The 21,975-nt window shown below is 45.9% G+C and carries 18 protein-coding genes; 1 reads left to right on the forward strand and 17 read right to left on the reverse strand.

Annotated elements, in window-relative coordinates:
- Positions 1-27 precede the first annotated feature (27 nt).
- From CLOSA_RS12305 to CLOSA_RS12330, 6 genes are all read right to left on the reverse strand, one after another.
- Positions 28-1,944 carry a PTS fructose transporter subunit IIABC gene (locus CLOSA_RS12305; RefSeq protein WP_013273094.1) on the reverse strand — a complete coding sequence of 639 codons (1,917 nt, stop codon included), beginning with the start codon at positions 1,942-1,944 and terminating at the stop codon, positions 28-30.
- Entirely contained in the window at positions 1,944-2,861 is a 918-nt protein-coding gene (gene pfkB / locus CLOSA_RS12310) for a 1-phosphofructokinase (RefSeq protein WP_013273095.1), read from the reverse strand. The genes CLOSA_RS12305 and pfkB overlap by 1 nt, the downstream gene beginning before the upstream one ends.
- A 335-nt stretch (positions 2,862-3,196) precedes the next feature.
- Positions 3,197-5,272: a methyl-accepting chemotaxis protein gene (locus CLOSA_RS21760; RefSeq protein WP_013273096.1), complete on the reverse strand. Its 2,076-nt coding sequence runs from the start codon at positions 5,270-5,272 to the stop codon at positions 3,197-3,199.
- Between the two features lie 309 nt (positions 5,273-5,581).
- A complete protein-coding gene (locus CLOSA_RS12320) occupies positions 5,582-6,436 on the reverse strand; it encodes a MurR/RpiR family transcriptional regulator (RefSeq protein WP_013273097.1) in 855 nt (284 codons plus the stop codon).
- Between the two features lie 95 nt (positions 6,437-6,531).
- A complete protein-coding gene (locus tag CLOSA_RS12325) occupies positions 6,532-8,076 on the reverse strand; it encodes a metallophosphoesterase (protein ID WP_013273098.1) in 1,545 nt (514 codons plus the stop codon).
- A gap of 182 nt (positions 8,077-8,258) precedes the next feature.
- On the reverse strand, positions 8,259-9,431 hold the full coding sequence (locus CLOSA_RS12330; RefSeq protein WP_013273099.1) for an SAM-dependent methyltransferase: 1,173 nt from the start codon (positions 9,429-9,431) through the stop codon (positions 8,259-8,261).
- Positions 9,432-9,668: 237 nt separating this feature from the next.
- Between CLOSA_RS12330 and CLOSA_RS12335 the strand changes: the two genes are divergently transcribed.
- A complete protein-coding gene (locus CLOSA_RS12335; RefSeq protein WP_013273100.1) occupies positions 9,669-10,601 on the forward strand; it encodes a DMT family transporter in 933 nt (310 codons plus the stop codon).
- Here the strand turns inward: CLOSA_RS12335 and CLOSA_RS12340 are convergent.
- The 11 genes from CLOSA_RS12340 to CLOSA_RS21765 form a co-directional block, all read right to left on the reverse strand.
- On the reverse strand, positions 10,525-11,166 hold the full coding sequence (locus CLOSA_RS12340) for a 4'-phosphopantetheinyl transferase family protein (protein WP_013273101.1): 642 nt from the start codon (positions 11,164-11,166) through the stop codon (positions 10,525-10,527). The two genes, CLOSA_RS12335 and CLOSA_RS12340, sit on opposite strands and share 77 nt — an antisense overlap.
- Positions 11,167-11,184: 18 nt before the next feature.
- Positions 11,185-11,832 carry an MBL fold metallo-hydrolase gene (locus CLOSA_RS12345; protein ID WP_013273102.1) on the reverse strand — a complete coding sequence of 216 codons (648 nt, stop codon included), beginning with the start codon at positions 11,830-11,832 and terminating at the stop codon, positions 11,185-11,187.
- A 129-nt stretch (positions 11,833-11,961) separates the two neighbouring features.
- Positions 11,962-13,017 carry a GNAT family N-acetyltransferase gene (locus tag CLOSA_RS23485; protein WP_013273103.1) on the reverse strand — a complete coding sequence of 352 codons (1,056 nt, stop codon included), beginning with the start codon at positions 13,015-13,017 and terminating at the stop codon, positions 11,962-11,964.
- A 132-nt stretch (positions 13,018-13,149) separates the two neighbouring features.
- On the reverse strand, positions 13,150-14,448 hold the full coding sequence (gene eno, locus CLOSA_RS12360; RefSeq protein WP_041708629.1) for a phosphopyruvate hydratase: 1,299 nt from the start codon (positions 14,446-14,448) through the stop codon (positions 13,150-13,152).
- Positions 14,449-14,668: 220 nt separating this feature from the next.
- Positions 14,669-14,917, reverse strand: a complete 249-nt coding sequence (locus tag CLOSA_RS22665) for a hypothetical protein (RefSeq protein WP_157669016.1) — start codon at positions 14,915-14,917, stop codon at positions 14,669-14,671.
- Positions 14,918-15,092: 175 nt separating this feature from the next.
- Positions 15,093-15,335, reverse strand: coding sequence for an RDAC family protein (locus CLOSA_RS12365; protein WP_013273105.1), 243 nt, complete (start codon positions 15,333-15,335; stop codon positions 15,093-15,095).
- A gap of 8 nt (positions 15,336-15,343) precedes the next feature.
- On the reverse strand, positions 15,344-16,435 hold the full coding sequence (trpS, locus tag CLOSA_RS12370; protein ID WP_013273106.1) for a tryptophan--tRNA ligase: 1,092 nt from the start codon (positions 16,433-16,435) through the stop codon (positions 15,344-15,346).
- A gap of 248 nt (positions 16,436-16,683) precedes the next feature.
- A complete protein-coding gene (locus tag CLOSA_RS12375; RefSeq protein ID WP_013273107.1) occupies positions 16,684-19,122 on the reverse strand; it encodes a homocysteine S-methyltransferase family protein in 2,439 nt (812 codons plus the stop codon).
- Between the two features lie 27 nt (positions 19,123-19,149).
- The gene (locus CLOSA_RS12380; RefSeq protein ID WP_013273108.1) at positions 19,150-19,794 is read right to left on the reverse strand and encodes a vitamin B12 dependent-methionine synthase activation domain-containing protein; all 645 of its coding nucleotides are present in this window, start codon (positions 19,792-19,794) and stop codon (positions 19,150-19,152) included.
- A 72-nt stretch (positions 19,795-19,866) separates the two neighbouring features.
- Positions 19,867-20,724, reverse strand: a complete 858-nt coding sequence (gene metF, locus CLOSA_RS12385; protein ID WP_013273109.1) for a methylenetetrahydrofolate reductase [NAD(P)H] — start codon at positions 20,722-20,724, stop codon at positions 19,867-19,869.
- A 72-nt stretch (positions 20,725-20,796) separates the two neighbouring features.
- Positions 20,797-21,969 carry a proline-rich domain-containing protein gene (locus tag CLOSA_RS21765; protein ID WP_013273110.1) on the reverse strand — a complete coding sequence of 391 codons (1,173 nt, stop codon included), beginning with the start codon at positions 21,967-21,969 and terminating at the stop codon, positions 20,797-20,799.
- Positions 21,970-21,975: the final 6 nt, after the last annotated feature.

Genomic DNA, 21,975 nt, shown 5'->3' on the forward strand with positions numbered 1-21,975 from the left:
AAAACATACGGGAGCCCTTTCAGCCCCTTATTCTGTTTCCAGATTCTTCTTTAACGCCGCCAATATAACACAGCCTGCGGCAGAGCCGATGACAATAGCCAGTAAGTATCCCAATGGATTTCCAATGGTTGGAAGGACGAAGATTCCTCCATGAGGTGCCCGAAGGGTACATCCAAGAGCCATCGAAAGTCCGCCAGCTACTGCAGAACCTGCAATACAGGAAGGAATGACACGGAGGGGGTCAGCAGCCGCAAAAGGAATCGCACCCTCGGAAATAAAGGAAAGTCCCATAATGTAGTTCACCAGACCTGACTGGCGCTCCTTATCCGTGAATTTCTTCTTGAAAAATGTGGTACAGAGAGCCACGGCAATGGGAGGAACCATACCGCCTGCCATAACTGCCGCCATAATATCAAAATTACCTTCAGCCAACTGGGCTGTTCCAAACACATAAGCAGCCTTGTTTACAGGACCGCCCATGTCCACGGACATCATGCCTCCTACAACAGCACCCAGAATGATTTTGCTGGTACCTCCCATACCATTTAACAAGCCTGTGAGTCCATCGTTAATGGCGCCTACAAAAGGATTGATAAAGGTGGTTACAACAGCTACAAGGAAAATACCGACCAACGGATACAATAGGACAGGCTTAATGCCCTCCAGGGACTTTGGCAGCCTGCTGAATGCCTTTTTAAGCATGATTACAATGTAACCGCCGATAAAACCTGCCAGCAAGGCACCAAGAAAACCGGAGTTTACGCTTCCTCCAGCCGGATTTGCAAAGGTCGCTCCCATTTTAGCAATCAATCCGCCCACAAATCCTACGGCCAGACCGGGACGGTCTGCAATACTCATGGCAATGTATCCGGCCAGGACCGGGAGCATCATGCCAAAGGCCTGCTCCCCAATGGTCTTTAAGTATGCTGCCAAAGGCGTGTTTTTACCAAAATTGGAAGGATCAATGGAATAATCGTCAAACAGGAAAGCAAGGGCGATCAAAATTCCGCCGCCGATTACGAAAGGAAGCATGTGGGAAACACCGTTCATCAAATGCTTATAAATGGATCGGCCGACATGTTCCTGATCACCGTTTTCTGATGAGGAGGCGGATCCTGAATGATGGTAAAAAGGAGTCTCAGGGCTTACCGCTCTTTTGATTAAGTCTTCTCCTTTTTGGATCCCCTCCGTAACAGTGGCCATGACCACCCGTTTACCGTCAAAACGGGCCATATCCACCTTTTTATCCGCAGCTATGATGATTCCTTCCGCGCCAGCGATCTCCTCTTTGGTCAGGGCATTGCCAACTCCTTCCGCTCCGTTTGTCTCCGCCTTAAGAGTTATCCCCAGCCTTTTTCCCTGCTGTTCTAAGTTTTCTGCCGCCATAAAGGTATGGGCGATTCCCGTAGGACAGGCAGTCACCGCCAGAACCCGGTATCTGCTTTGGGCCTTAGCTCCGCCTTCGGCTTCCTTTTTCTTCTGATACCGCTCTGACTCCTTATCGTCTATCAGCTGTAAAAATTCTTCCTTTGATTTGGCTTTCAATAAATCGTTCTTAAAATCCGGATCCATAAGAAGAGTGGAAAGTCTGGATAATGCCTCCAGATGAACATCTGCCTCTCCCTCGGGAGCTGCAATCATGAATATCAGATGGGCGAATGAACCGTCAAAAGCCTCGTAATCCACTCCATCAGGCACTACCATGGCAGAAAGGCCCGGCTCCTTCACGGCTGCCGCCTTTGCATGGGGAATGGCGATCCCATCGCCTACTGCCGTGCTTCCCAGAGCTTCCCTTGCCAGGATTCCTTCCTTATATCCTGCCGTATCCTTAAGCCTTCCTCCGGCTTCCATTAAGCCTACCAGTCTGTCAATGGCCTCTTCCTTGCTGGAAACTTTTACCCCCAGCTCAATGCTTTCCTTTTTCAACAGCTCTGTAATTCTCATCAATACCCCTCCTTTGACAATTCTTCGTACAGCTTCATAATATCCTCCTTGCCTGCAAGCCCCTCAGAAAAGGCGCTGGCACTTCCAGCCGCGCTTCCAAGACGCAGTGCATGCTCAAAGCTGCCGTTTTCCAGATAACCGGCTATAAATCCTGCCACCATAGAATCTCCTGCTCCTACAGAATTCTTTACCGTTCCCTTTGGCACTCCCATCCGGAACACTTCTCCTGCTTCGGTAATCAGGATGGCTCCGTCTCCTGCCATGGAGATCAGCACATTTCTGGCTCCCTTTTTCTGAAGGCGCTTCCCATAGTCTATGATCTCTTCCGGGCTATGAAGAGTTACACCAAACATTTCACCTAACTCATGATTATTCGGCTTAATGAGGAAGGGATGATAAGGAAGTACATTAATAAGCAGATCCTTTGTTGCATCTACCACGATCCCCACTCCCCTCCCGTCCAGAGACTCCATGATCCGCTCATAGATATTATCATCAATGGATTTTGGTATACTGCCGGATAAAACCAGCATATCTCCTTCAGTTAAATGGTTCAGTTTTTCAAAAAGCTGCTTTACGTCATCCCCGGCTATTTCTGGTCCCATGCCATTGATCTCTGTCTCTTCCCGGGATTTAAGCTTTACATTAATTCTGGACAAGCCTTTTTTAACACGGATAAAGTCCGTTTGAAACCCAAGGCCTTTTACTCCCCGTTCGATCTCTTCTCCGGTAAATCCTGCCACAAAGCCAAGTGCGGTATTCTCATACCCCAAAGCCCATAAAACTGCAGATACGTTTAGTCCTTTTCCCCCATAATAGATATTTTCCTGCTCCGTTCTATTGACTGCTCCCAGTGCGAAGTGATCTACCCTTATGACATAATCCAAGGCCGGATTAAATGTTACGGTGTAAATCATATGTCACCTCTCCTTTTATATATAAAATTTAATTTCATCCTTCATCTATAATATAATACGATTGTTTTATTTCGTCAATATCTTTCTATAAGAAATGTTATTTCATAAAACATTTCAGGATTTTGCACAAATTTATTTGATTAGGGATAAGAAAAAAACCGTTTTTTTATGCTGATTGTCTTTTTGAGTATTCCCTGATCTCGTTTAAAGTATTTATCCTTCTCCTTTCCTGTCTGTTTTCCGCTCATCCCAATCTCCTACACAAAAAAGCAGGTTTACATTGTCAACATAACATTGTGTAAACCTGCTGTCCATGGACCCTCTATGAGATTTGATTAGTGATACTTTTTCTTAATTGTATATCTGGCAATCAGTACTTTAAGCAGCTGAGCCTGTGATGATAATTCCTGACTGGTCGCGGCGCTTTCCTCAGCAATCGCTGCATTGTTCTGAACAATATTGGAAATCTGTTCAATGCCTGCGGTGACTTCTTCTAAAGATGAAAACTGTACATCAGTCTTTTCTGAAATTTCAGCAATATCTGAAATGATTTCTCTCGCTCCTGTTATAACCTCCTCAAGGGAAGACGCTGTGATCTCCGCAAATCTGGCACCCTCCTGTACGGAACGAAGAGAACTTTCTATTAAAACCGTAGTATTCTTGGCTGCTTCTGCACTTTTTGATGCAAGATTTCTGACTTCATCAGCAACAACTGCAAATCCCTTTCCTGCCTCTCCGGCTCTGGCAGCTTCAACAGCCGCATTAAGTGCCAGTATATTTGTCTGGAATGCAATATCTTCAATTGTCTTTATAATATTTTCAATCTGGCCTGAGGTTTCCGTTATGTCAGCCATAGATTTAACCAGCTCATTCATCTGTTTATTGCTGTTTTCCAATTCAGTACCTACTGCCTCTGCCTTATCATTGGCATTATTTGCGTGCATTGCACTATCCCTGACCTGGCCGGTAATTTCCATAATTTTTGCAGAAAGCTCTTCTACCGAACTTGCCTGTTCCATGGCACCCTGACTCATAGACTGGGAACCGTCAGCAAACTGCCGGGCACCGGCTGCCACCTGATCTGCAGCTATCTGCATATCGTTAAAGGTACCATTGAATGAATCCAAAATTCGGGTCAAATCAAGCTTTATTCTGTTAAAATCTCCTATATAATCTTTTTCAATGGATATATTCAGATTACCTGAAGCTACCTGTTTAAGCACCTCCGAAATTTCATTGATATAGCCTCCTAATATTTCCGAAGTTTCCATAAAAATGTTAGCCAGCAATCCTAATTCATCATTTTTATAAGCGGCGGTCCCATTGTCACGGGAAAGATCACCGTTTCTCATCTTTTCTGCCAGACCCATGACAGAATCCACCGGAGCAAGCCCTTTCTTCAATGCCATAACACTAACCAATATCAGTACAGCTAATCCAAGGAATCCAATACCTGATAATGCCATAGTAATCTTTGCTACAGAACTCATAGCCTCACTTTCATTTACCGCAAAGGCACTTGACCAGTTAACATCCGTCCCATCTAAATGAAGCGCTTTATGAATAACCAATGCAGTTTTATCATGAGAATAAGAATTTTTTATTTTTCGTGTTACCGATTCCCCCCTTGCAACTGCCTTTCCAATCACCTCATAATCGGAAACAGACCGGGGTATGCTGCCAACGATTCCCTGGTCTGCGGTGTGGGCCAGGCAAGTCCCGTTGCTTGTAACAATATAGCTGTATGAAGTCTTATATCCACCGTCTGCATAGCTTAATCCTGCAATACTGGACACATCGATATCGCAGTTTGCTACCCCTAAAAATTCACCATCTTCATTTACAATAGGACTGCTTAATGTAATCAGCCAAACGTTTTCACCGGTAGAAAGCCGGTACTCATACGGCTCTGTAACATGAATCGATAAATTCTTCTTTGCAGGCAGATAATAATCTTCCTTTCCATATGTAGCATAGTCATTTAAAACATCAAGCCCTGTACCCGAGCCGTCACGGAAAACATAGTAAGAAAGTCCGCCGGGCGTATCCGGCATGAATTTGTCAGGTTCAAAGGCATAATAGGCTGAAAATATCTTATTATTCTTTAATACCCCTTGCAAAGATTTTACCAGCATTTTATTTGCTTCTTCCCTGTTAAGAGTTTGATATCTCTGTACTTCTAATGACAGCGCCTGGGAAAATACGAGCATACTCTCCAGGTATGACGATACTTCTTTGGCGTTTTCTTCTGCAATATAATTCAGTTCTTTCTCCGTCATTTTAGTTACGGTAGTACTTGTTAGCAGACTTAAACAGGAGCACATTGCAATCATAACAATCAGGATTATGGCTGCCATAGTAATTGGGATTTTTACTGAAAGTCTGTTTTTCCATGGTATTTTATTCTTCATATTAATCCCCCTTATAATAATTATTTTCGGGCAGATGTTAAGCATCATGCCCATTGCTATTACTGGGTTTACTCACATCTTTTTCATAAATACCACTGATTTCTCCTTTATCTATCTATCGACTTAACGATGATCCTACATAAGTATTCCGTGATACATTAAAATTCCAGGAAGATTGCAGAAAAGGCTGTATGGAAATGGACCCCGCTTATCATGAGGATCGGGCAAAAAAAGCCGGTGCCAGGGTTTCCCTCCTGACACCGGTTTGACTGCAGACTGAAGCGCCGGTTTGCCGGCTGTGGTGAAGGTTTATTTTTTATCATCGGAAATGGCAATCTCATGACGTCTGATACGGTCATGGGAATCCGGTCTGCTGACCGATAAAAACAGATACAAAATTTCGATCACTGTGGTAGCGGACACTCTGGAAAAGCAAAACTCTCCCAAAAGGAGTTTTTCCCTGGTTGCCGTGGTAATGTGATAGTCACAGACCTGGCCAAGAGGGGATGACGCGTTGTTGGTAATCGCAATGGTTGGCGTATGGTTCTCCTTGGCAACCGCCACCAGGGTCATCAACCGCTTGGAAAAGCCTGAATTGGATATGATGATAATAGCGTCCTCTTCCCTCAAATTGCAGGTATAAGCCATCTGCGTTTCCCATATGGAGCCGGATACGGCAGGTATCCCCAGTTGGTTGAACTTAAAGGAGCCATCCATTGCCACCGGTATGGTATTTCCAACAGCTACAAGCTGTATGGTTCTGGCACCTTCGATTACAGAAAGGATCCTGTTTAACTCATCCGGGTCCATCATGGATATGGTCTGGGTCAGTTCCGCCACCTTATTGGCCAAAATATTCTGAAGGGACTGGCCAATATTATCCCGGCTGATGTCATTGGAGACTTCAATGGAATTCCCCCTTTCCTCAGCCACTTCCTTTGCCAGATTGATTTTCAGATGATGAAATCCGTTAAAACCGCATCTTCTGCAGAATCTGGACACGGTGGCATCGCTGGTTCCGCTTGCCAGGGCCAGCTCCGCCACTGTCATATCAATGATTTCACTTTTATGAGCCAGAATATAATCCGCAATTTTCTTTTCTGCTTCAAAAAACGAATCATAGGATGAGCAGAGAACCCCGGATACGCTTATATTTTCCTGCATAAACCATCTACCTCGAACTTTACGTAATATTATTTCATCATTATATCATGACATGAAATAAAATGTAAAGGGGCTGTCTGTTATTCCTGCCCTTATTATTCTTTTATTTCAAGCTGGCATTCCCAAGTGTTGTGGTCATGCCCTGTGTCTTTCAGGATCTTGCCGATTTCAGCAAACATCCGGCTGTCCGGCAGATTCCTCTGCCATAAGCGGAAGGCTTCCTCTGACCGTACCTCGGTTCCGTCAACAGGGACACCTTCACAGTAGGCCCTGTTAATATCCCCATACAGCTCTGCCATCTTTACCACCTGTTCCTCCGGCAGATTTTTGATTTTGCCGGATACTTGGCTGCTGATCACTTCTGTGAGAAATTTCATCCCATATTCCTTAAAATTAAGAAGGTTTTCATCAGTAATTCCCTCTTTCCTTGCCCAGCCTTCCACATCCATGGCCCTGGGGGTATAAACCAGCCTGCCATCCTCTGTCCACTGGAGAACGCCATAACGGCAGGGTGAAATGGCAAAAGAATCTGCAACCACTTCACTAATATGATAGGCATCCTTACTCTCTCCAGGCTCCGGCTTATACTTTTTGGTCCTCTGCAAATGCAAGTGGCCGCTTATGTAAAGAGGAATCCGGTAAGATTCCAAAAGCGCAATGACATCCTGGCTGTTCTCAAGGGTACAGTCTTCAGGATAGAGGATGCTTTCCTTTAGCAGGTTATGGTGTGCAATGGGAATCACGGTTATCCCCTGCTTCCCTGCCTCCTCAAGCTGTGCTTTCATCCATCCCAGAGTCTCTTGTTTAATCCTGCCTCCCACCTTATTCAGAGGCTCATACTGAGCGGAATCAAGCATCAGAAGCCAGTTTTTTTCATCCAATTCATAAACGTAGCTTAAAGAATTCTCATCCCTGCTAATGGCCTGGTCATACCCAAACCGACGGTAGATATCATAAAATCCCTTGGGATCCACGATATCCGCCACTTCTTTTTCCTTACCGAAATAGGAAGCAGAAGCATAGTTGTTAATATCGTGATTTCCGGGAATGACCAGCACCTTAACTCCCTTTTCTTCCAGAATCTCAAGCTTCTGCGCCAAGGCTTCGTGACCTGCCTTTTCCCCGTTAAGGGTCAAGTCCCCGCTTAAGACCACAGCCGATGGCTTAAGCCCTTCCATCTCTGCTGTAAAAGCATCCATGAGCTTAGGAATGTAATTGACCAGCTTTCCATCATCCCGTTTCTGCATCTCCTCAAAAGCCTCTCCATAATCCGTAAGCTCTGGAGAATAATAATGGACGTCAGAGGCAACTACGACCACTGGAGGCTTGTATTCCTCTGTCTCTTCCGATGTCTCTTCCTCCACAGTCCGTCCCTTCCGCTTATTCTTAAACTCTCTCCTGGTTTCCGGCTCCGTTGCTTCGTCACTTGCCTCTGTCTCAGGATTTATAGGTTCTTTTTCACCGGTAGGTTCCTCTCGCTGCTGCTGATCTGAGCTTTCTTCAAAATGCTTGCCGGAGGTTTCCTCCCTGCTGCGTCTGGAGGTGTCCAGATGACCCACGATCATGACAATGCCAAGGCAAAGGAGAATCATAACCGTATAAATCAGGACCAGGAGCCAGTTCTTTTTTCTTCTGTTCATGTTGTTCCACAAAGATCCCTTTCCACTTCCTGTCAGTTTTATCCTATGGAATCATAACACGCTTTCCAAAATACGGCAACCTTTTCTCCTCTCCAAACCCACATTAATGTCCCGGCCAATGACCGTTATTGCCATGATGATGCAAAAATCCGCCCCTGTCTCAGGCAGGGCGGATTATAAAATTAATCATACCATCTTGTCATTGGAAGATGATTGTTTATTCCTTTGGACAAAAGGATCTGATGAAGGTCAATGACTCCGTTGTTAAATGTGGCGGCACAGGCACTTAAATATAAGTCCCACATTCTGGTAAACTCCGTTCCCATTTTCTCCTGGATCTCCAAACGGTGTTCATTAAAATTCTGTCCCCACAAAAGCAGGGTTCTGCAATAATGGCGGCGAAGGCTTTCCACGTCAAGGGTGTAAAACTGATGCTCGCTTAAAATATGAATCATTTCCCGCAGGCTTGGAATGGTGCCCCCCGGAAAAATATATTTTTTCATCCACGGATCTCCCGGATATTCCTTTAAGGCACTGATGTAATGGAGAAGGAATAATCCGCCTGGATTTAGGACAGCTTCCGCGTTTTTTACAAATAGACCGTAATTGTCTCTTCCCACATGCTCCACCATGCCCACGCTGACCACCCGGTCAAAGGCCCTGCCCCAGTTTTCCAGGTTCCGGTAATCCATCAATTCCACTGTCACCCTGCCTGTCAGGCCTTCTTCTTTAATCCGTTCCTCAAATATCTTTTTCTGCTCTTTGCTTAAGGTGATTCCAACTCCCTGGACCCCATATTCTTTTGCAGCCCTGATCAGCAGATATCCCCAGCCGCAGCCGATATCCAGAAGGGTCATGTCTTTTTTCAGATAAAGCTTCTTCAAGATCCTTTCCACTTTGTTGTACTGGGCATCCGATAAGGTATCATTTTCCGTTTTAAAATAGCCGCAGGAATAGCTCATGGTATCATCAAGCCAAAGGCGGTAGAAATCATTACCGATATCATAATGGGATGTGACCTCCTTTTCCTGGTTTCGCCTGGACTGGGACGAATAAATCAGCTTCTTAAGCTTTACCTGATCCATGGAAAACTTCCCCAACTGGCCCAAAAAGTGATCCAGTGCATGAAACAGATCCCCTTCAATCTCAAGATTCCCTTTCATGTAAGCCTCTCCCAGGGCCAGAGAAGTGCTGGTCAATAGTTCCCTGCCTTGGATGTCCTCTTTCAGGTTCACAATAAACGATGGGTTCCCCTGCCCGATGTGATATGTTTTTCCATGCATTTTTACGTCAAAGGGGTGCTGGTCAAATCTCTGAAGAAAGGAAATTAAAAAGTTGTCTGTCATGGTTTTCATGGCTTTTCCTCCAATCTGCTTTTTATTCCTTCTGAGATTTTTGCCCATTTTTTATGTTTTCATAAGCCTTGTTTTTTGCAAAGTTCCGTTTTTTCAATATCAGGACCATTCTTCAAGACATTTTTTATGATCTGTGCTAAAATTTAAGAAGCCGCCGGTCAGGAAGAACCGGAAACATGCCTAATACCTGGTTCATCCCATGAGGCGGCTTAATATTACTTACAGGAGCAGACGATCATGAACAAACAGAATCATTTATACGGACACCTGGCGGCCGGGTTTTCCATATTCGTATGGGGAACCACCTTTATCTCCACCAAGGTACTTCTTGAAGCTTTCACTCCTCTTGAAATTCTCTTTTTCCGCTTTCTCATTGGTTATGCCGCCTTGTGGCTGGCTTGTCCTCGTCTTTTGCATACCAAAAACCGAACACAGGAAGTCCTATTTGCAGCGGCCGGACTATGCGGAGTAACCTTATATTTTCTCATGGAAAATTTTGCCCTTACCTATACCCTTGCTGCCAACGTCAGCGTGATCATAGCCGTAGCCCCGTTTTTTACAGCCTTGTTTGACTGGCTTTTTCTAAAAGGAGAAAAACCTGGGCCCCGGTTTCTGGCCGGATTTTTAACTGCGATCATGGGGATCGCCTTAATCAGCTTCCAGAAATCCTCCGGCATGAAGCTGAATCCAAAGGGAGATTTTCTGGCGCTGGCCGCCGCAATGACCTGGGCTGCCTATTCCGTGATCACAAGAAAAATAGGAGAGTACGGCCATGGGACCGTCGAAACAACAAGGCGCATTTTCTTTTACGGCCTGCTGTTCATGATTCCCGCTTTGGCAGTTCTCCCCTTCCATACCGGCCTTTACCGGCTTGCTGATACAAAAAACTTATTTAACATCCTTTTTTTAGGCCTGGGTGCTTCTGCCCTATGTTTTGCAACCTGGAATTTCGCCGTAAAAGAACTGGGTACTGTAAAAACCAGCGTCTACATCTATGCCGTCCCGGTGATCACCGTGGTTTCATCCATGCTGCTGCTGAGGGAACGAATCAGTTTCCAGTCCGCCTGCGGAATCGTGCTGACCCTGGCAGGGCTTATGGTTTCTGAAAGCAGAACTCAGTCCCACGGCTTCCGCCTTCGGTGCAGAAAGCAAGGTTCTGCCCAAAATTGATTTCCTCATCTCCCATGGCACATAAAGAGAGGACATACTCCTCATCTATCAAGGTCTGATAAAATGAAACGCCGGGTTCAGAGCAAGACAGAAGGGATTTGTCCTTCCATTCAAATGAAATGCTGGTAAGAGGTATGGTAATACCGCAGCCAACCGCCTTTAAATAGCTCTCCTTTAGCGTCCAGATCCGGAAGAAATATTGGGAACGCTCCCCTTCCGGTAAATCCTCCATACGGCGTCTTTCAGCATCAGAAAAAACCTTCCTCAGGATATTATGCCGGAAGGGCCGTATCCGTTCCAAATCAATTCCCAGCTCTCTTTCTCCAATTCCGCAGGCCACCATGCCATCTGTATGGCTGATGTTATAGCGAATGTAGGGAAAGTCCTTAAGATAGGGTTTTCCATGCTCCCCTCTCAAAATGACCGGCTGGTCCTGGGATCCGGAAACGGATCCATATAGATCCTTGAATCCCATGTATAGAAGCCGATTTCCAAGCTCATGCTCCAGCTCCCTTTTCTTCTTTCCACGGTCCGCCTCATACCTTGCCAGATAGATCCGTATCATACCGCCTTAAACCTTTGTCTAAATTTCTGCCTTGTTCCACGCCCGGTTTTCAACCGGACTTCCATGGCCGAAATATACCTTTCTTGCGCCAAGAGCGCTGATCTTTTCCGCACTTCTTATCATTTCCTCCCTGTTCCAGTATATCATGGACAATCCGGGATAAAACATGTTCATCAGTGCGTCTCCTACAATGACCGCTTTTTCCTTAAGGTCAATTCCTATGGACCCTCTGGTATGCCCTGGAAGCTCTATGATTCTGCCATTGACCCCGTAATCCTTCAGCCATTCTCCCTCTTTTAAATAAATATCCGGGGTAAACTCCGGTATCCGGTCTGTTTCATAGCTTTTTGCTGAAACCTCAGCAACTACCATTCCCAAAAATCCCTGATAGCGGAGCGGCTCATGAATGCCATCTTTTATAAGATTTAAGTCCTTCTTATGAAGGGCGACCGGAACTCCCAATTCCTTCTTAAGGCAGGCCGTATTCTGTACATGATCCACATGACCATGGGTGAGTACGATCAGTTCCACCTTTGTTTTCTGGCATTGGGCCAGTATTTTTTCTTCCGATCCGATCCTTCCTGTGTCCACAAGAATGGCTCTTCCATGTTCCTCAATCAGATAGGTGTTCACATTTCCGCATCTGATCCTCTTTATTTCTGCCATCTTTTTTCATCTCTCTTTCAAATACATGGATTGCTGCAGGCTATGAAACAGGTCCCTAAAATCGCCCCCGGTGCCACTGCTATTGTTCATTGTATTGAAAGAAGTCCTTGTATATTCCCGATTTCACTTCTATCTTTTTCTGTATATGCAGTCTATTACGCCATTTTCCGTTTCTATGGATACCAGCTTTAAAAGAACCTGCTTTCCTGTTTTCTCGAACAGCCGGATACCGCCGCCAAGAAGCACAGGCATGACAGTTAAGTGGTATTCATCAATCAGCTCCTTATTCATTAGCTGATTCACCAATTGTGCCCCTCCGCAGATCCAGATCGCTTTTCCTTCCCTTTTCTTTAAGACAGAAAGGAGGTGTTCCAAAGGCTCCCTGGTAAAATGGATTCCAGGCCTATCCACTATATCCTTATGTGTCAGGACATAGGCTTCCTTCCCGGAATAAGGCCAGACTTCCGGAGAAAGCTCCATAACCACCTGCCGATAGGTGCGGTATCCCATGATAACCGTATCCACCGTCTCCTCAAAGCGGCGGTAGCCGTAATCTCCCTCATAGGCTTCAACCTGGCCGCCCAGCCAGTCCACCCTTCCTTCCTCATCCGCAATATATCCATCCAGGCTGACCCCAATGTATAAGATCACCTTCCGCTCCAGACCATATTCCAGCTGGCAGTCACAAGGCTCTTTTTCCACGTGCTCCCTGTGGTATTCTCCAGCTTCCACGCATCCCATGGATTTATAAAACGCCTGGGTTTCCACGGAAGAGTGGGATGAGATATAAAGCTTGCCGGCACCTTGCTGCCCGGCCCATTGGGCAGCTAAGTGAAAGAGCCTGCTTCCGGCCTTCTGCCCTCTTAAATCCTTCGACACATGAAGGCTGGAAAGATCAAGGTATTGATTTTCCTTTCCAAAGGGAGTACTTTCCACAGAAGCAAAGCCCTTCAGTTTTCCTTCCAGAAAGCAGCCAAATACAACCCCTCCCGTATTAACGGTATTTTTCAGACATTGAACCAATACCTCATAATCTTCATCCCGCCACTGTTCCGTAAATGGATTCTCTTTAATTACCCAGGCATCCTTTTCCTTCCGCCAGCACTCCTTCACTTCCTGGAAGCGGTCAAAATCCTTAAAAAGCTCTCGGTTCAGCTCTTCTGCCTTTAATTCTCTAAACTCCATAAAGCATCTCCTTTTTGGATTTCTTATGTCTTATAGCATATCATCTTTTGCCTCTTTCATCAATTCCTTTTACAAGCCGCAGCAAAGGCCCGGCAGGTTTCAAATACCAGACCTGCCGGGCCTTTTCATTTCTTATGACCGCCGGATATGAAACGCTTCCATTCCCGGATAAACCGCACTTTCCCCCAGCTCTTCTTCAATGCGAAGCAACTGGTTGTATTTTGCCACACGCTCACTTCTGCTAGGTGCACCCGTCTTAATCTGGCAGGTGTTAAGAGCCACGGCAAGATCTGCTATGGTTGTATCTTCTGTTTCACCGGAACGGTGGGATACGATGGCAGTATAACCTGCACTGTGAGCCATCTTGATCGCCTCAAGGGTTTCAGATACTGAACCGATCTGATTGAGCTTAATCAGAATGGAATTGCCGCAGCCGTCCTGGATTCCTCTCCTTAAGCGCTCCGTATTGGTAACAAATAAATCATCTCCAACCAACTGGATCTTGCTGCCCAACGTTTCCGTAAGCTTCTTCCAGCCTTCCCAGTCTTCTTCATCAAGGGCATCCTCAATGGAATAAATAGGATACTTTTCACACAGCTTCTTCCAGTGCTCAATAAGTTCTTCAGAAGTAAAGTGTTTTCCGCACTTGGGAAGGATATACTCTCCCTGCTTCTCACCCTTCCACTCACTGGAAGCTGCATCCATTGCCAGGACAAAATCACGGCCAGGCTCGTAGCCTGCCTTTCTGACAGCCTCAAGAATCAGCTCAATGGCCGCTTCATCACTGTCTAAGTCCGGAGCAAAACCACCCTCGTCTCCTACCGCCGTAGCCAGACCCTTTGCCTTTAATATGGAAGCCAGGCAATGGAACACTTCCGTACACCAGCGCAGACCTTCCTTAAAACTGGAAGCACCTGCCGGCATGATCATAAACTCCTGGACATCTACCGTATTGGCCGCATGGGCTCCGCCGTTTAATATATTCATCATGGGAACCGGGAGCCGGGAGCCGGATATTCCTCCCAAGAAGCGGTAAAGAGGAATCCCCATGCTGACAGCCGCTGCTCTGGCGCAGGCAATGGACACTGCCAGGATGGCATTGGCTCCCAGTCTGGACTTATCCTTTGTCCCATCAGCGGAAAGCATTGCCTGATCAATGGCATAAATATCAGATACGTCCATTCCCGTGATGGCGTAATGAATCACCGTATTGATGTTATGAACGGCATTTAAGACACCTTTTCCGCCATAACGGGCCTTGTCTCCATCCCGAAGCTCCAAAGCTTCAAAAACACCGGTAGAAGCACCGCTGGGAGCCGCTCCTCTGGCAATGGTCCCGTCTGCCAGATGTACCTCAGCCTCAACCGTAGGATTACCTCTGGAATCAATTATTTCTCTTCCTATTACTTTTTCAATCTCCAGATAGTTCATCATTTTTTCTCCTTTTCTTTTCAATGGGTTCCACAATGGCTGGAATCCCCTAAGGGAATTCTTACCAGTTTCCTTGTTTTTATTATTGACTGTCATACAGGTAACAATTTTGTTGCCATACCAAAAACAGCAGCCTCATTTTAAATTCCAATCATGTACGCCATTTCAGCCATACTTCTTTAATATGGCTTATTTCCATAATTTTATAAGTTAGTCATTCCTAATTTCCACCATGAGTATACCACATTTTACCAGAAATTTCAATACTGACACTGATAATTATTACTGATTTTTCCATATATAAAAAAAGCGTTTGCCCCTGATAGAGTTGAAAAATAATACCGATTAAGCCGCCCTTTACATTCCGTACGGTCAATGCATCAATTAATACAAGTAATGATAAATAAAACCAGAGCTTTTGCTGCGATAAGTGACATTGCAGAACGTCTGCTGCTAAACTTTTATTCATCTTATTAATCAGCATGTTTTATATGAAAAGTAAATTCATTAATATTACTTATTATGCAAGGCATCCACATTGTTATTCCCGGTTTTCGTGATATTCCCAAAAAACAGAAAAATACCGGAAAAGTGCTAAGAAAACCGTTTTCCCTTTGCACTTCTCCGGTATTATTGTCTATTAACTACAACAGCCAGAAGGCTTTTTTATCTTCTCCGTATTCCAGCCGGAACCGGAGCCCGGAAAAAAACTCCTCCAAAGTCTTATAAAGCTCCTTCCATTGACCGCTGTCATTTTTATCACTTAATGATTCGATCCAGCAGGACTGCTTCCCGCAGGCATCTCTTAAGTGGATCTTAAATTCCAGACCCTGGCCCCTGATCCATTCATTGCATTCTAGAATTTCGGTGATGGATACTATCCTCATATACGTCCCTATTCCTGGCCCTTATACTTTCTTGCCTGTTCCTCAATGTATTCCAGATCATCAAAATAATTGATCTTCATGGCTTCTTTCACACCATTTAAAGTCTGGGCCGCTTTCGCCTCAGCCCTGCGGCTTCCCTCTTTCAATATCTGGTATACGTATGGAATATTAGCCTCATATTCCTTTCTTCTCCTGCGGATCGGCTCTAACTCCGCCTGCAGGATGCTGTTTAAGAACCTCTTTACCTTCACATCCCCTAAACCGCCCCGTCTGTAATGATCCTTAAGTTCGTCAAGATTCTTATAGTCAGGCAGATATTTACCAAAATCCTCATCCTTACAGAAGGCATCCAGATAAGTAAATACCGTATTCCCTTCCACCTCTCCCGGATCGGAAACCTGGATATGGTTTGGATCTGTATACATGCTCATGACCTTTTTCTTTACTTCTTCTTCCGTATCAGATAAATAGATGCAGTTTCCAAGAGATTTGCTCATCTTGGCTTTGCCGTCGGTTCCCGGAAGCCGTAAGCACGCCTTATTATTCGGAAGCAGGATTTCCGGTTCCACAAGGGCATCTCCGTAAACAGAATTAAACTTACGCACGATTTCCCTGGTCTGCTCGATCATTGGCTCCTGGTCCTCTCCTACGGGCACCGTAGTGGCCTGGAAAGCTGTAATGTCTGCTGCCTGGCTGATGGGGTAGGTGAAGAAGCCTACCGGTATACTGGTTTCAAAATTCCTCATGGCAATCTCGGATTTTACCGTGGGATTCCTCTGAAGCCTGGATACGGTTACCAGATTCATAAAGTAAAAGGACAACTCTGTGAGCTCCGGAATCTGTGACTGGATAAACAGGGTACATTTCTCCGGGTCCAGCCCGCAGGAAAGGTAATCCAGCGCAACCTCAATGATATTCTGACGAACCTTTTCCGGATTATCGGCATTGTCCGTAAGTGCCTGGGCATCCGCAATCATAATAAAAATCTCGTCAAATTCACCGGAATTCTGCAGCTCCACCCTTCGCTTCAACGAACCAACATAATGGCCGATATGGAGCTTTCCGGTGGGCCGGTCCCCTGTTAAAATAATCTTTCCCATTTTGTACCTCCAGATATTTTATATCGTAAATCCGTTGTGGAATCCAACGAATTCTGGTAACCAGCGGATTCTGCCAATCCAGTGGTTTGTAAATCGTTGGATCACGGGCATTCGCCCTATGAAACAGGGCAGCGAAAAAAGTTTCTTACGTGCGGGCACGACGAAACTTCTCCAAAGCCCTGTTTCCCACGACTCATTGCTTTCGTGGATAATTATACCATTCCTTCTGTATTTGTCAATCAGAGGGGCTATTTTCCATGGAATATGCCCTCTGCATAGTTGACGGAAGCCATGGCATCCCGGCAGTACTGGTCCGCACCAATGGTTTTTGCATATCCTTCTGTAAGCACGGCACCTCCTACCATTACTTTCACGGCAGGAGCTGTCTCCCTAAGCTGTCTGATGGTTTCCTCCATGCTGGGGACCGTAGTGGTCATAAGAGCACTTAAGCCCACCAGCTTTACCCCCTCCCTTACTGCTGTCTCCACGATTTTTTCAGGAGGAACGTCCTTTCCTAAGTCAATGACATCATAGCTATAGTTTTCAAGGAGAACCTTTACAATATTCTTGCCGATGTCATGAATATCTCCCTTGACCGTTGCCAGGATGATCTTTCCCTTTTTCTCCTGGGCCATACCGCCCTCCGCCATCTTTTCTTTTATAACCTCAAAGGCTGCCTTGGCAGCTTCCGCACTCATTAAAAGCTGAGGAAGGAACACGGTCCCGTTTTCAAAGCCCTTTCCCACACGGTCCAGGGCTGGAATCATCTCTTCATTAATAATGGTCAAAGGCTCCAGTTCTTTTAGCAGCTCAGTTACTGCGGCATGAGCCCGGTCCTTCAGTCCCTTTGCAATGCTTTCCGACAAAGGCATATCTTTGCCGGAGGTGCTGCCTGAGGAAGAAGCAGTCCCCTGTTTCACCGTTTCTCCCAAAGTAGCGACCTGGCCGCTGTAAACGGAGATATAGCCGCTGCATTGAGGGTCCAGACCAGCAAGCGTCCGGAAGCTGTAGTAGGAACGCATCATTGCCTCTGAATTAGGATTTATAATGGCCGCACTTAAACCATTTTGAAGGGCCATGGCAAAAAAGGTGGAGTTGATGATTTCTCTCTGAGGAAGTCCGAAGGAAATGTTGGAAACTCCCAGTATGGTTCTTCCTCCCAGCTCATCCCGTATCCTTCTTAAAGTTTCAAGAGTCGTCAAAGCCCCCTTGCTGTCAGAGCTGACAGTCATGCAGAGGGCATCAATGATGATATCCTTCTTCTCAATTCCATATTCCCCGGCCTTTTCATAGATTTTATTTGCAACAGCAATTCTTCCATCCGCTGTCTCCGGAATACCGTCTTCATCAAGAGCCAGGGCAACCACAACGCCCCCATACCGTTTTACCAAGGGGAATATGGTCTCCATTACTTCCTTTTTTCCATTAACGGAGTTAATAAGAGGCTTTCCGTTGTAAACTCTCATTGCCCACTCCATTGCTTCGGTATTGGAGGTATCGATCTGAAGAGGCAGGTCAATGATGCTTTGGAGCTCCCTGATCACTTCCACCATCATGGAGGGCTCGTCGATCTCGGGAAGGCCTACATTCACATCCAGGACATGGGCTCCATTGTCCTGCTGGGTCACTCCCTCCCGGAGGATGTATTCCAGATTATGATCCCGAAGGGCCTGTTTAAACTTGGATTTCCCGGTTGGATTGATCCTCTCTCCGATAATGACCGGGTCATCGCCGATCAGAACTGCCTGGGAATAGGAAGAGATCACGGTCCGGTTCTTCCTATCCGGCAGTCTGACAGGAAAATCCTTGCAGAGGGCAACAGTCTTTTTAATGTGTTCCGGTGTGGTTCCGCAGCAGCCGCCAATCACACAGGCACCCTCTTCTGCAATCTCCTTCATGGCATCCGCAAACTCTCCCGCATCAATATCATAAACCGTTTTTCCGCCTTCGCTTCTTGGAAGTCCGGCATTAGGATTGACGATAACCGGTATGGATACCACCTTCATGATATCCGCTAAAATGCTCTTCATCTGAACCGGCCCCAGGCCGCAGTTGATGCCCAGAGCGTCAACACCCAGGCCTTCTAAAAGGGCAACCGTGGATTCCACATTTCCCCCGGTCAAAAGCTTTCCTTTCTCATCGAAAATCATGGTAACGAACACTGGCAGGCTGGAGTTTTCTTTTGCAGCAAGCACAGCAGCCTTTGCCTCATAGCTGTCGCTCATGGTCTCAATAAGAACCAGGTCCGCCCCTTCCCTCTCCCCGATTTTTACTACCTTGGAAAACATTTGATAAGCATCCTCAAAGTCCAGATCTCCCAGGGGCTTTAACAGCTTTCCCGTAGGGCCTAAATCAAGGGCAATGTATCCTTTTCCTTTTCCTTCCGGGTATGAAGCCGTATCCACTGCATTCCTTGCATTTCTGAATGCTGCGGTCACCACCTCTTCCAGGTCAAATTCCGCACCTTTGTGGAATTTCAGCCCATTGGCCCCAAAGGTATTGGTTTTTATGATATCAGCTCCTGCTTCCAGATAATCCCGGTGAAGCTTTGCAATAATATCCGGATGCTTAACATTCCATGTTTCCGGAAGTTCTCCCGGCTCCAGGCCGCAGGCCTGCAACAAGCTTCCCGTCCCACCGTCAAAAAAAACCATCCTCTTCTTTATTTCTTCTAAAATACCTGCCATACATTCCTCCATCTGCATTTGTATCCTTTAATTTCTCCGGTATGCACAGTCCGTTTTGCTGCAGGATTCGCATCCCTGAATCTCGCAGCGGTAAGGCTTCCCGCTGACTCCCATAACCGCAGTGACGGATTTGGAAGGTATCATGAGAAGGCTGTCCGTCAGCGTAATTCCGATCCTTTTGGAAGTCTCTAATACTGCCGTAATATCCTTCTGGCACACTAAGGGAAAGTCACCGTAGCCCGGACTGAACCTGGGCCTTAAGTACAGCTTCCGGTCCTCATATTCTTCTTTCAGCTTCCGGTTCTCTTCATCACAATATTCCTCTATCATGGCTGCAGCTGCAGCCTGCATGACAACTGCCTTACTCATCTGCAGTTTTGTATACTTATGCAGAAGTACATCCACACCAGAACCCAAGGTAGCTGCAAATAAGATCACCTGTTCACAATCCGCTAAATTCCGGCTTAAATTCCGGCTTTTGGTCTTAAATACGGTAAAATTGATCCAGTCATCAGAAAGCAGTTCCAAGGGATATACACGGGTAATGCTTTTAGGGGTTGCACAAGCCATTAGCTCCCTGATGCATTCCTCAATCAAAGCATTTACAGCCTCATCACCTTCATTTTTCCCGTATCCCAGATACCGGCGGATTTCCTTTCGGCTGATTTCCATTGATGTTCCTCCGTTTTTTCATTTTAAATGGGTCCGGACCTTTTTAAGGAGCCGGACCCTGGTGGAAAGGAATCACAGAATTTCAGAAAGGTTCTCCTTAATTTTTAAGGCCACATCCGGCTTATTCATGGAATATACATGAATGGCGTTCACTCCGTTGGCTATAAGGTCAATGATCTGCTCTGTGGCATAAGCAATTCCTGCCTGCTTCATAGCTGCCGGATTTTCTCCGAACCTGTCCACAATGGCCTTAAAACGGGCAGGCAGATAGGTACCTGAAAGCTGACAGCTTCGGATGATCTGCTTTACATTGGTGACTGGCATGATTCCCGCAACAACCGGAACAGTAATTCCCTTTTCCCGGATGCGGTATAGGTAATTGTATAAAATGTTATTATCAAAAAACATCTGGGTGGTAACGAAATCACATCCAGCCTCTACTTTCTGTTTCAGGTAATCCATATCAATCGTCTTGCTGACGGATTCTACATGGCCTTCTGGATAGCAGGCCGCGCCAATACAGAAATCTCCTGCTTCCTTTATCTCCCTGATCAGTTCAGAAGCGTAATTGTATTCTTTCTTGGCAGGTGCATCAGTAGGCATATCTCCCCGGAGAGCCAGCACATTTTCAATTCCTGCCTTTTTCAGTTCACCAAGGACCTGATGAACCTTTTCCTTAGTGGAAGAAACACAGGTCAGATGAGCCAATGCTGTCACTTGATATTCGCGATGCAGTGCAGAAGCGATATCAACCGTATATTGGCTGGTCCCTCCGCCTGCACCGTATGTAACACTCATAAACGCAGGATTCAGCTTCGCAATTTCTGCTGCCGCCCGTTCCACTGAATCATATTTATCCTCTGTTTTGGGAGGAAATACTTCAAAGGATAAGGTTGGATTTCCCTGGCTCAGTATATCTTTAATTTTCATGCTGTCAATCTCCTATCTTTTGTTTCTTCATCAATGCCCATGTACTTTGGGCATATCCCGCTCCGATCCGGTTTACGTCTCCTGGCTTTCCATGACCTGAGGATTGCTGCAGGATACATAAATTCTTATTCCGTCATCAGTAAGGTATGCATTGATATCAAACATGCCCTCCGAGATAAACAAGCCATCTTCCTGCCATTCCTTTGTTCTTGCCTGATCCATAATGGCCGGAATGCTGCTTTCCTCCTGAGGGATTCCTGCCGCTGCTTCTGTGAGCCTTAGAAACTCCTGCAAATAAACAAGGGAAACCTCCTGGTCCTTCAAGGAAGAAATATAATCATGGAGTTCTCCCGTAGCTGTATCATAGTTAATATCCACATATTGGTATACGTAGTTTTCATCACCTGGATCCAGTTGACCGGTTTCCTGGTCTTCCAAAGAATAGCTTTCCACGGTCTCATAATAGGAAATTGGACCGCTCTCTTCTTCAAAGAGATAATTATCAGAATAAACCGTCCCGTCCTCCACCTGATAGCCATAGTCAGTTTCTTTAAAAAACTGCCCCAAAGCTGCTGCGATCTGACTACCGTCGGCCGGAAAATGAATGTAGCCGTCACAAGCCGTTTTAGAGGCCTTTACTTCCTCTTCTTCAAGCTCCGTAAAGCCGGAATCGTCGTAAGGAACCGCTGTTTCATAATTACCATAATCATTTTTTTCATCCATCAGCCGTCCAATGGATCCAATAACCTTTGGTACGGCATTCAAAACAATGAGCAGGGTAATAACTCCTGTCAGGGGTGTCAGGGAATTCCTCCTTTTTTTTGCCTGACCCGATTGGGCAGGCTGGGAAGGTTTATGGCCGGAAACAGGCTCAGCGGACCGCTTCTCCTCCTGATAAACAGGGTTGAAGGGGGGGATTGATCCATTCTGCCTTACAGACCCTTGTACGTTCCCTTTTTGAGGATTTCCGGGTATATTTCTTTTCTGCTGATTTCCTGGTATATTTCCGCTCTGCTGGTTTCCCGGTATCGTTCCGCTCTGCTGGTTTCCCTGTATTTTCCATTTTTGCTGGGTCCCGGTTGAAACCGGTTTATGCGGCTCCCCCCTGTTTTCATAATCAGGTCTTCTTTCATTCAAATAATAGTCTGCCTGCCACAGAACGGGCTGGCGGACCATCCGCCTGCACCTCGGACAGTAATTCATCTCATTAACCGGAAGATCACAAATCGGACAAATCTTTTTCATCAACTC

The sequence above is a fragment of the [Clostridium] saccharolyticum WM1 genome, from assembly GCF_000144625.1.
Classification (GTDB): Bacteria; Bacillota; Clostridia; order Lachnospirales; family Lachnospiraceae; genus Lacrimispora; species Lacrimispora saccharolytica.

Coding starts and splice junctions, on each gene's coding strand:
- CLOSA_RS12305 (WP_013273094.1), bottom strand. CDS start 1,944: ATGAGAATTACAGAGCTGTTGAAAAAGGAAAGCATTGAGCTGGGGGTA.
- pfkB (WP_013273095.1), bottom strand. CDS start 2,861: ATGATTTACACCGTAACATTTAATCCGGCCTTGGATTATGTCATAAGG.
- CLOSA_RS21760 (WP_013273096.1), bottom strand. CDS start 5,272: ATGAAGAATAAAATACCATGGAAAAACAGACTTTCAGTAAAAATCCCA.
- CLOSA_RS12320 (WP_013273097.1), bottom strand. CDS start 6,436: ATGCAGGAAAATATAAGCGTATCCGGGGTTCTCTGCTCATCCTATGAT.
- CLOSA_RS12325 (WP_013273098.1), bottom strand. CDS start 8,076: ATGAACAGAAGAAAAAAGAACTGGCTCCTGGTCCTGATTTATACGGTT.
- CLOSA_RS12330 (WP_013273099.1), bottom strand. CDS start 9,431: ATGAAAACCATGACAGACAACTTTTTAATTTCCTTTCTTCAGAGATTT.
- CLOSA_RS12335 (WP_013273100.1), top strand. CDS start 9,669: ATGAACAAACAGAATCATTTATACGGACACCTGGCGGCCGGGTTTTCC.
- CLOSA_RS12340 (WP_013273101.1), bottom strand. CDS start 11,166: ATGATACGGATCTATCTGGCAAGGTATGAGGCGGACCGTGGAAAGAAG.
- CLOSA_RS12345 (WP_013273102.1), bottom strand. CDS start 11,832: ATGGCAGAAATAAAGAGGATCAGATGCGGAAATGTGAACACCTATCTG.
- CLOSA_RS23485 (WP_013273103.1), bottom strand. CDS start 13,017: ATGGAGTTTAGAGAATTAAAGGCAGAAGAGCTGAACCGAGAGCTTTTT.
- eno (WP_041708629.1), bottom strand. CDS start 14,448: ATGAACTATCTGGAGATTGAAAAAGTAATAGGAAGAGAAATAATTGAT.
- CLOSA_RS22665 (WP_157669016.1), bottom strand. CDS start 14,917: ATGAATAAAAGTTTAGCAGCAGACGTTCTGCAATGTCACTTATCGCAG.
- CLOSA_RS12365 (WP_013273105.1), bottom strand. CDS start 15,335: ATGAGGATAGTATCCATCACCGAAATTCTAGAATGCAATGAATGGATC.
- trpS (WP_013273106.1), bottom strand. CDS start 16,435: ATGGGAAAGATTATTTTAACAGGGGACCGGCCCACCGGAAAGCTCCAT.
- CLOSA_RS12375 (WP_013273107.1), bottom strand. CDS start 19,122: ATGGCAGGTATTTTAGAAGAAATAAAGAAGAGGATGGTTTTTTTTGAC.
- CLOSA_RS12380 (WP_013273108.1), bottom strand. CDS start 19,794: ATGGAAATCAGCCGAAAGGAAATCCGCCGGTATCTGGGATACGGGAAA.
- metF (WP_013273109.1), bottom strand. CDS start 20,724: ATGAAAATTAAAGATATACTGAGCCAGGGAAATCCAACCTTATCCTTT.
- CLOSA_RS21765 (WP_013273110.1), bottom strand. CDS start 21,969: ATGAAAAAGATTTGTCCGATTTGTGATCTTCCGGTTAATGAGATGAAT.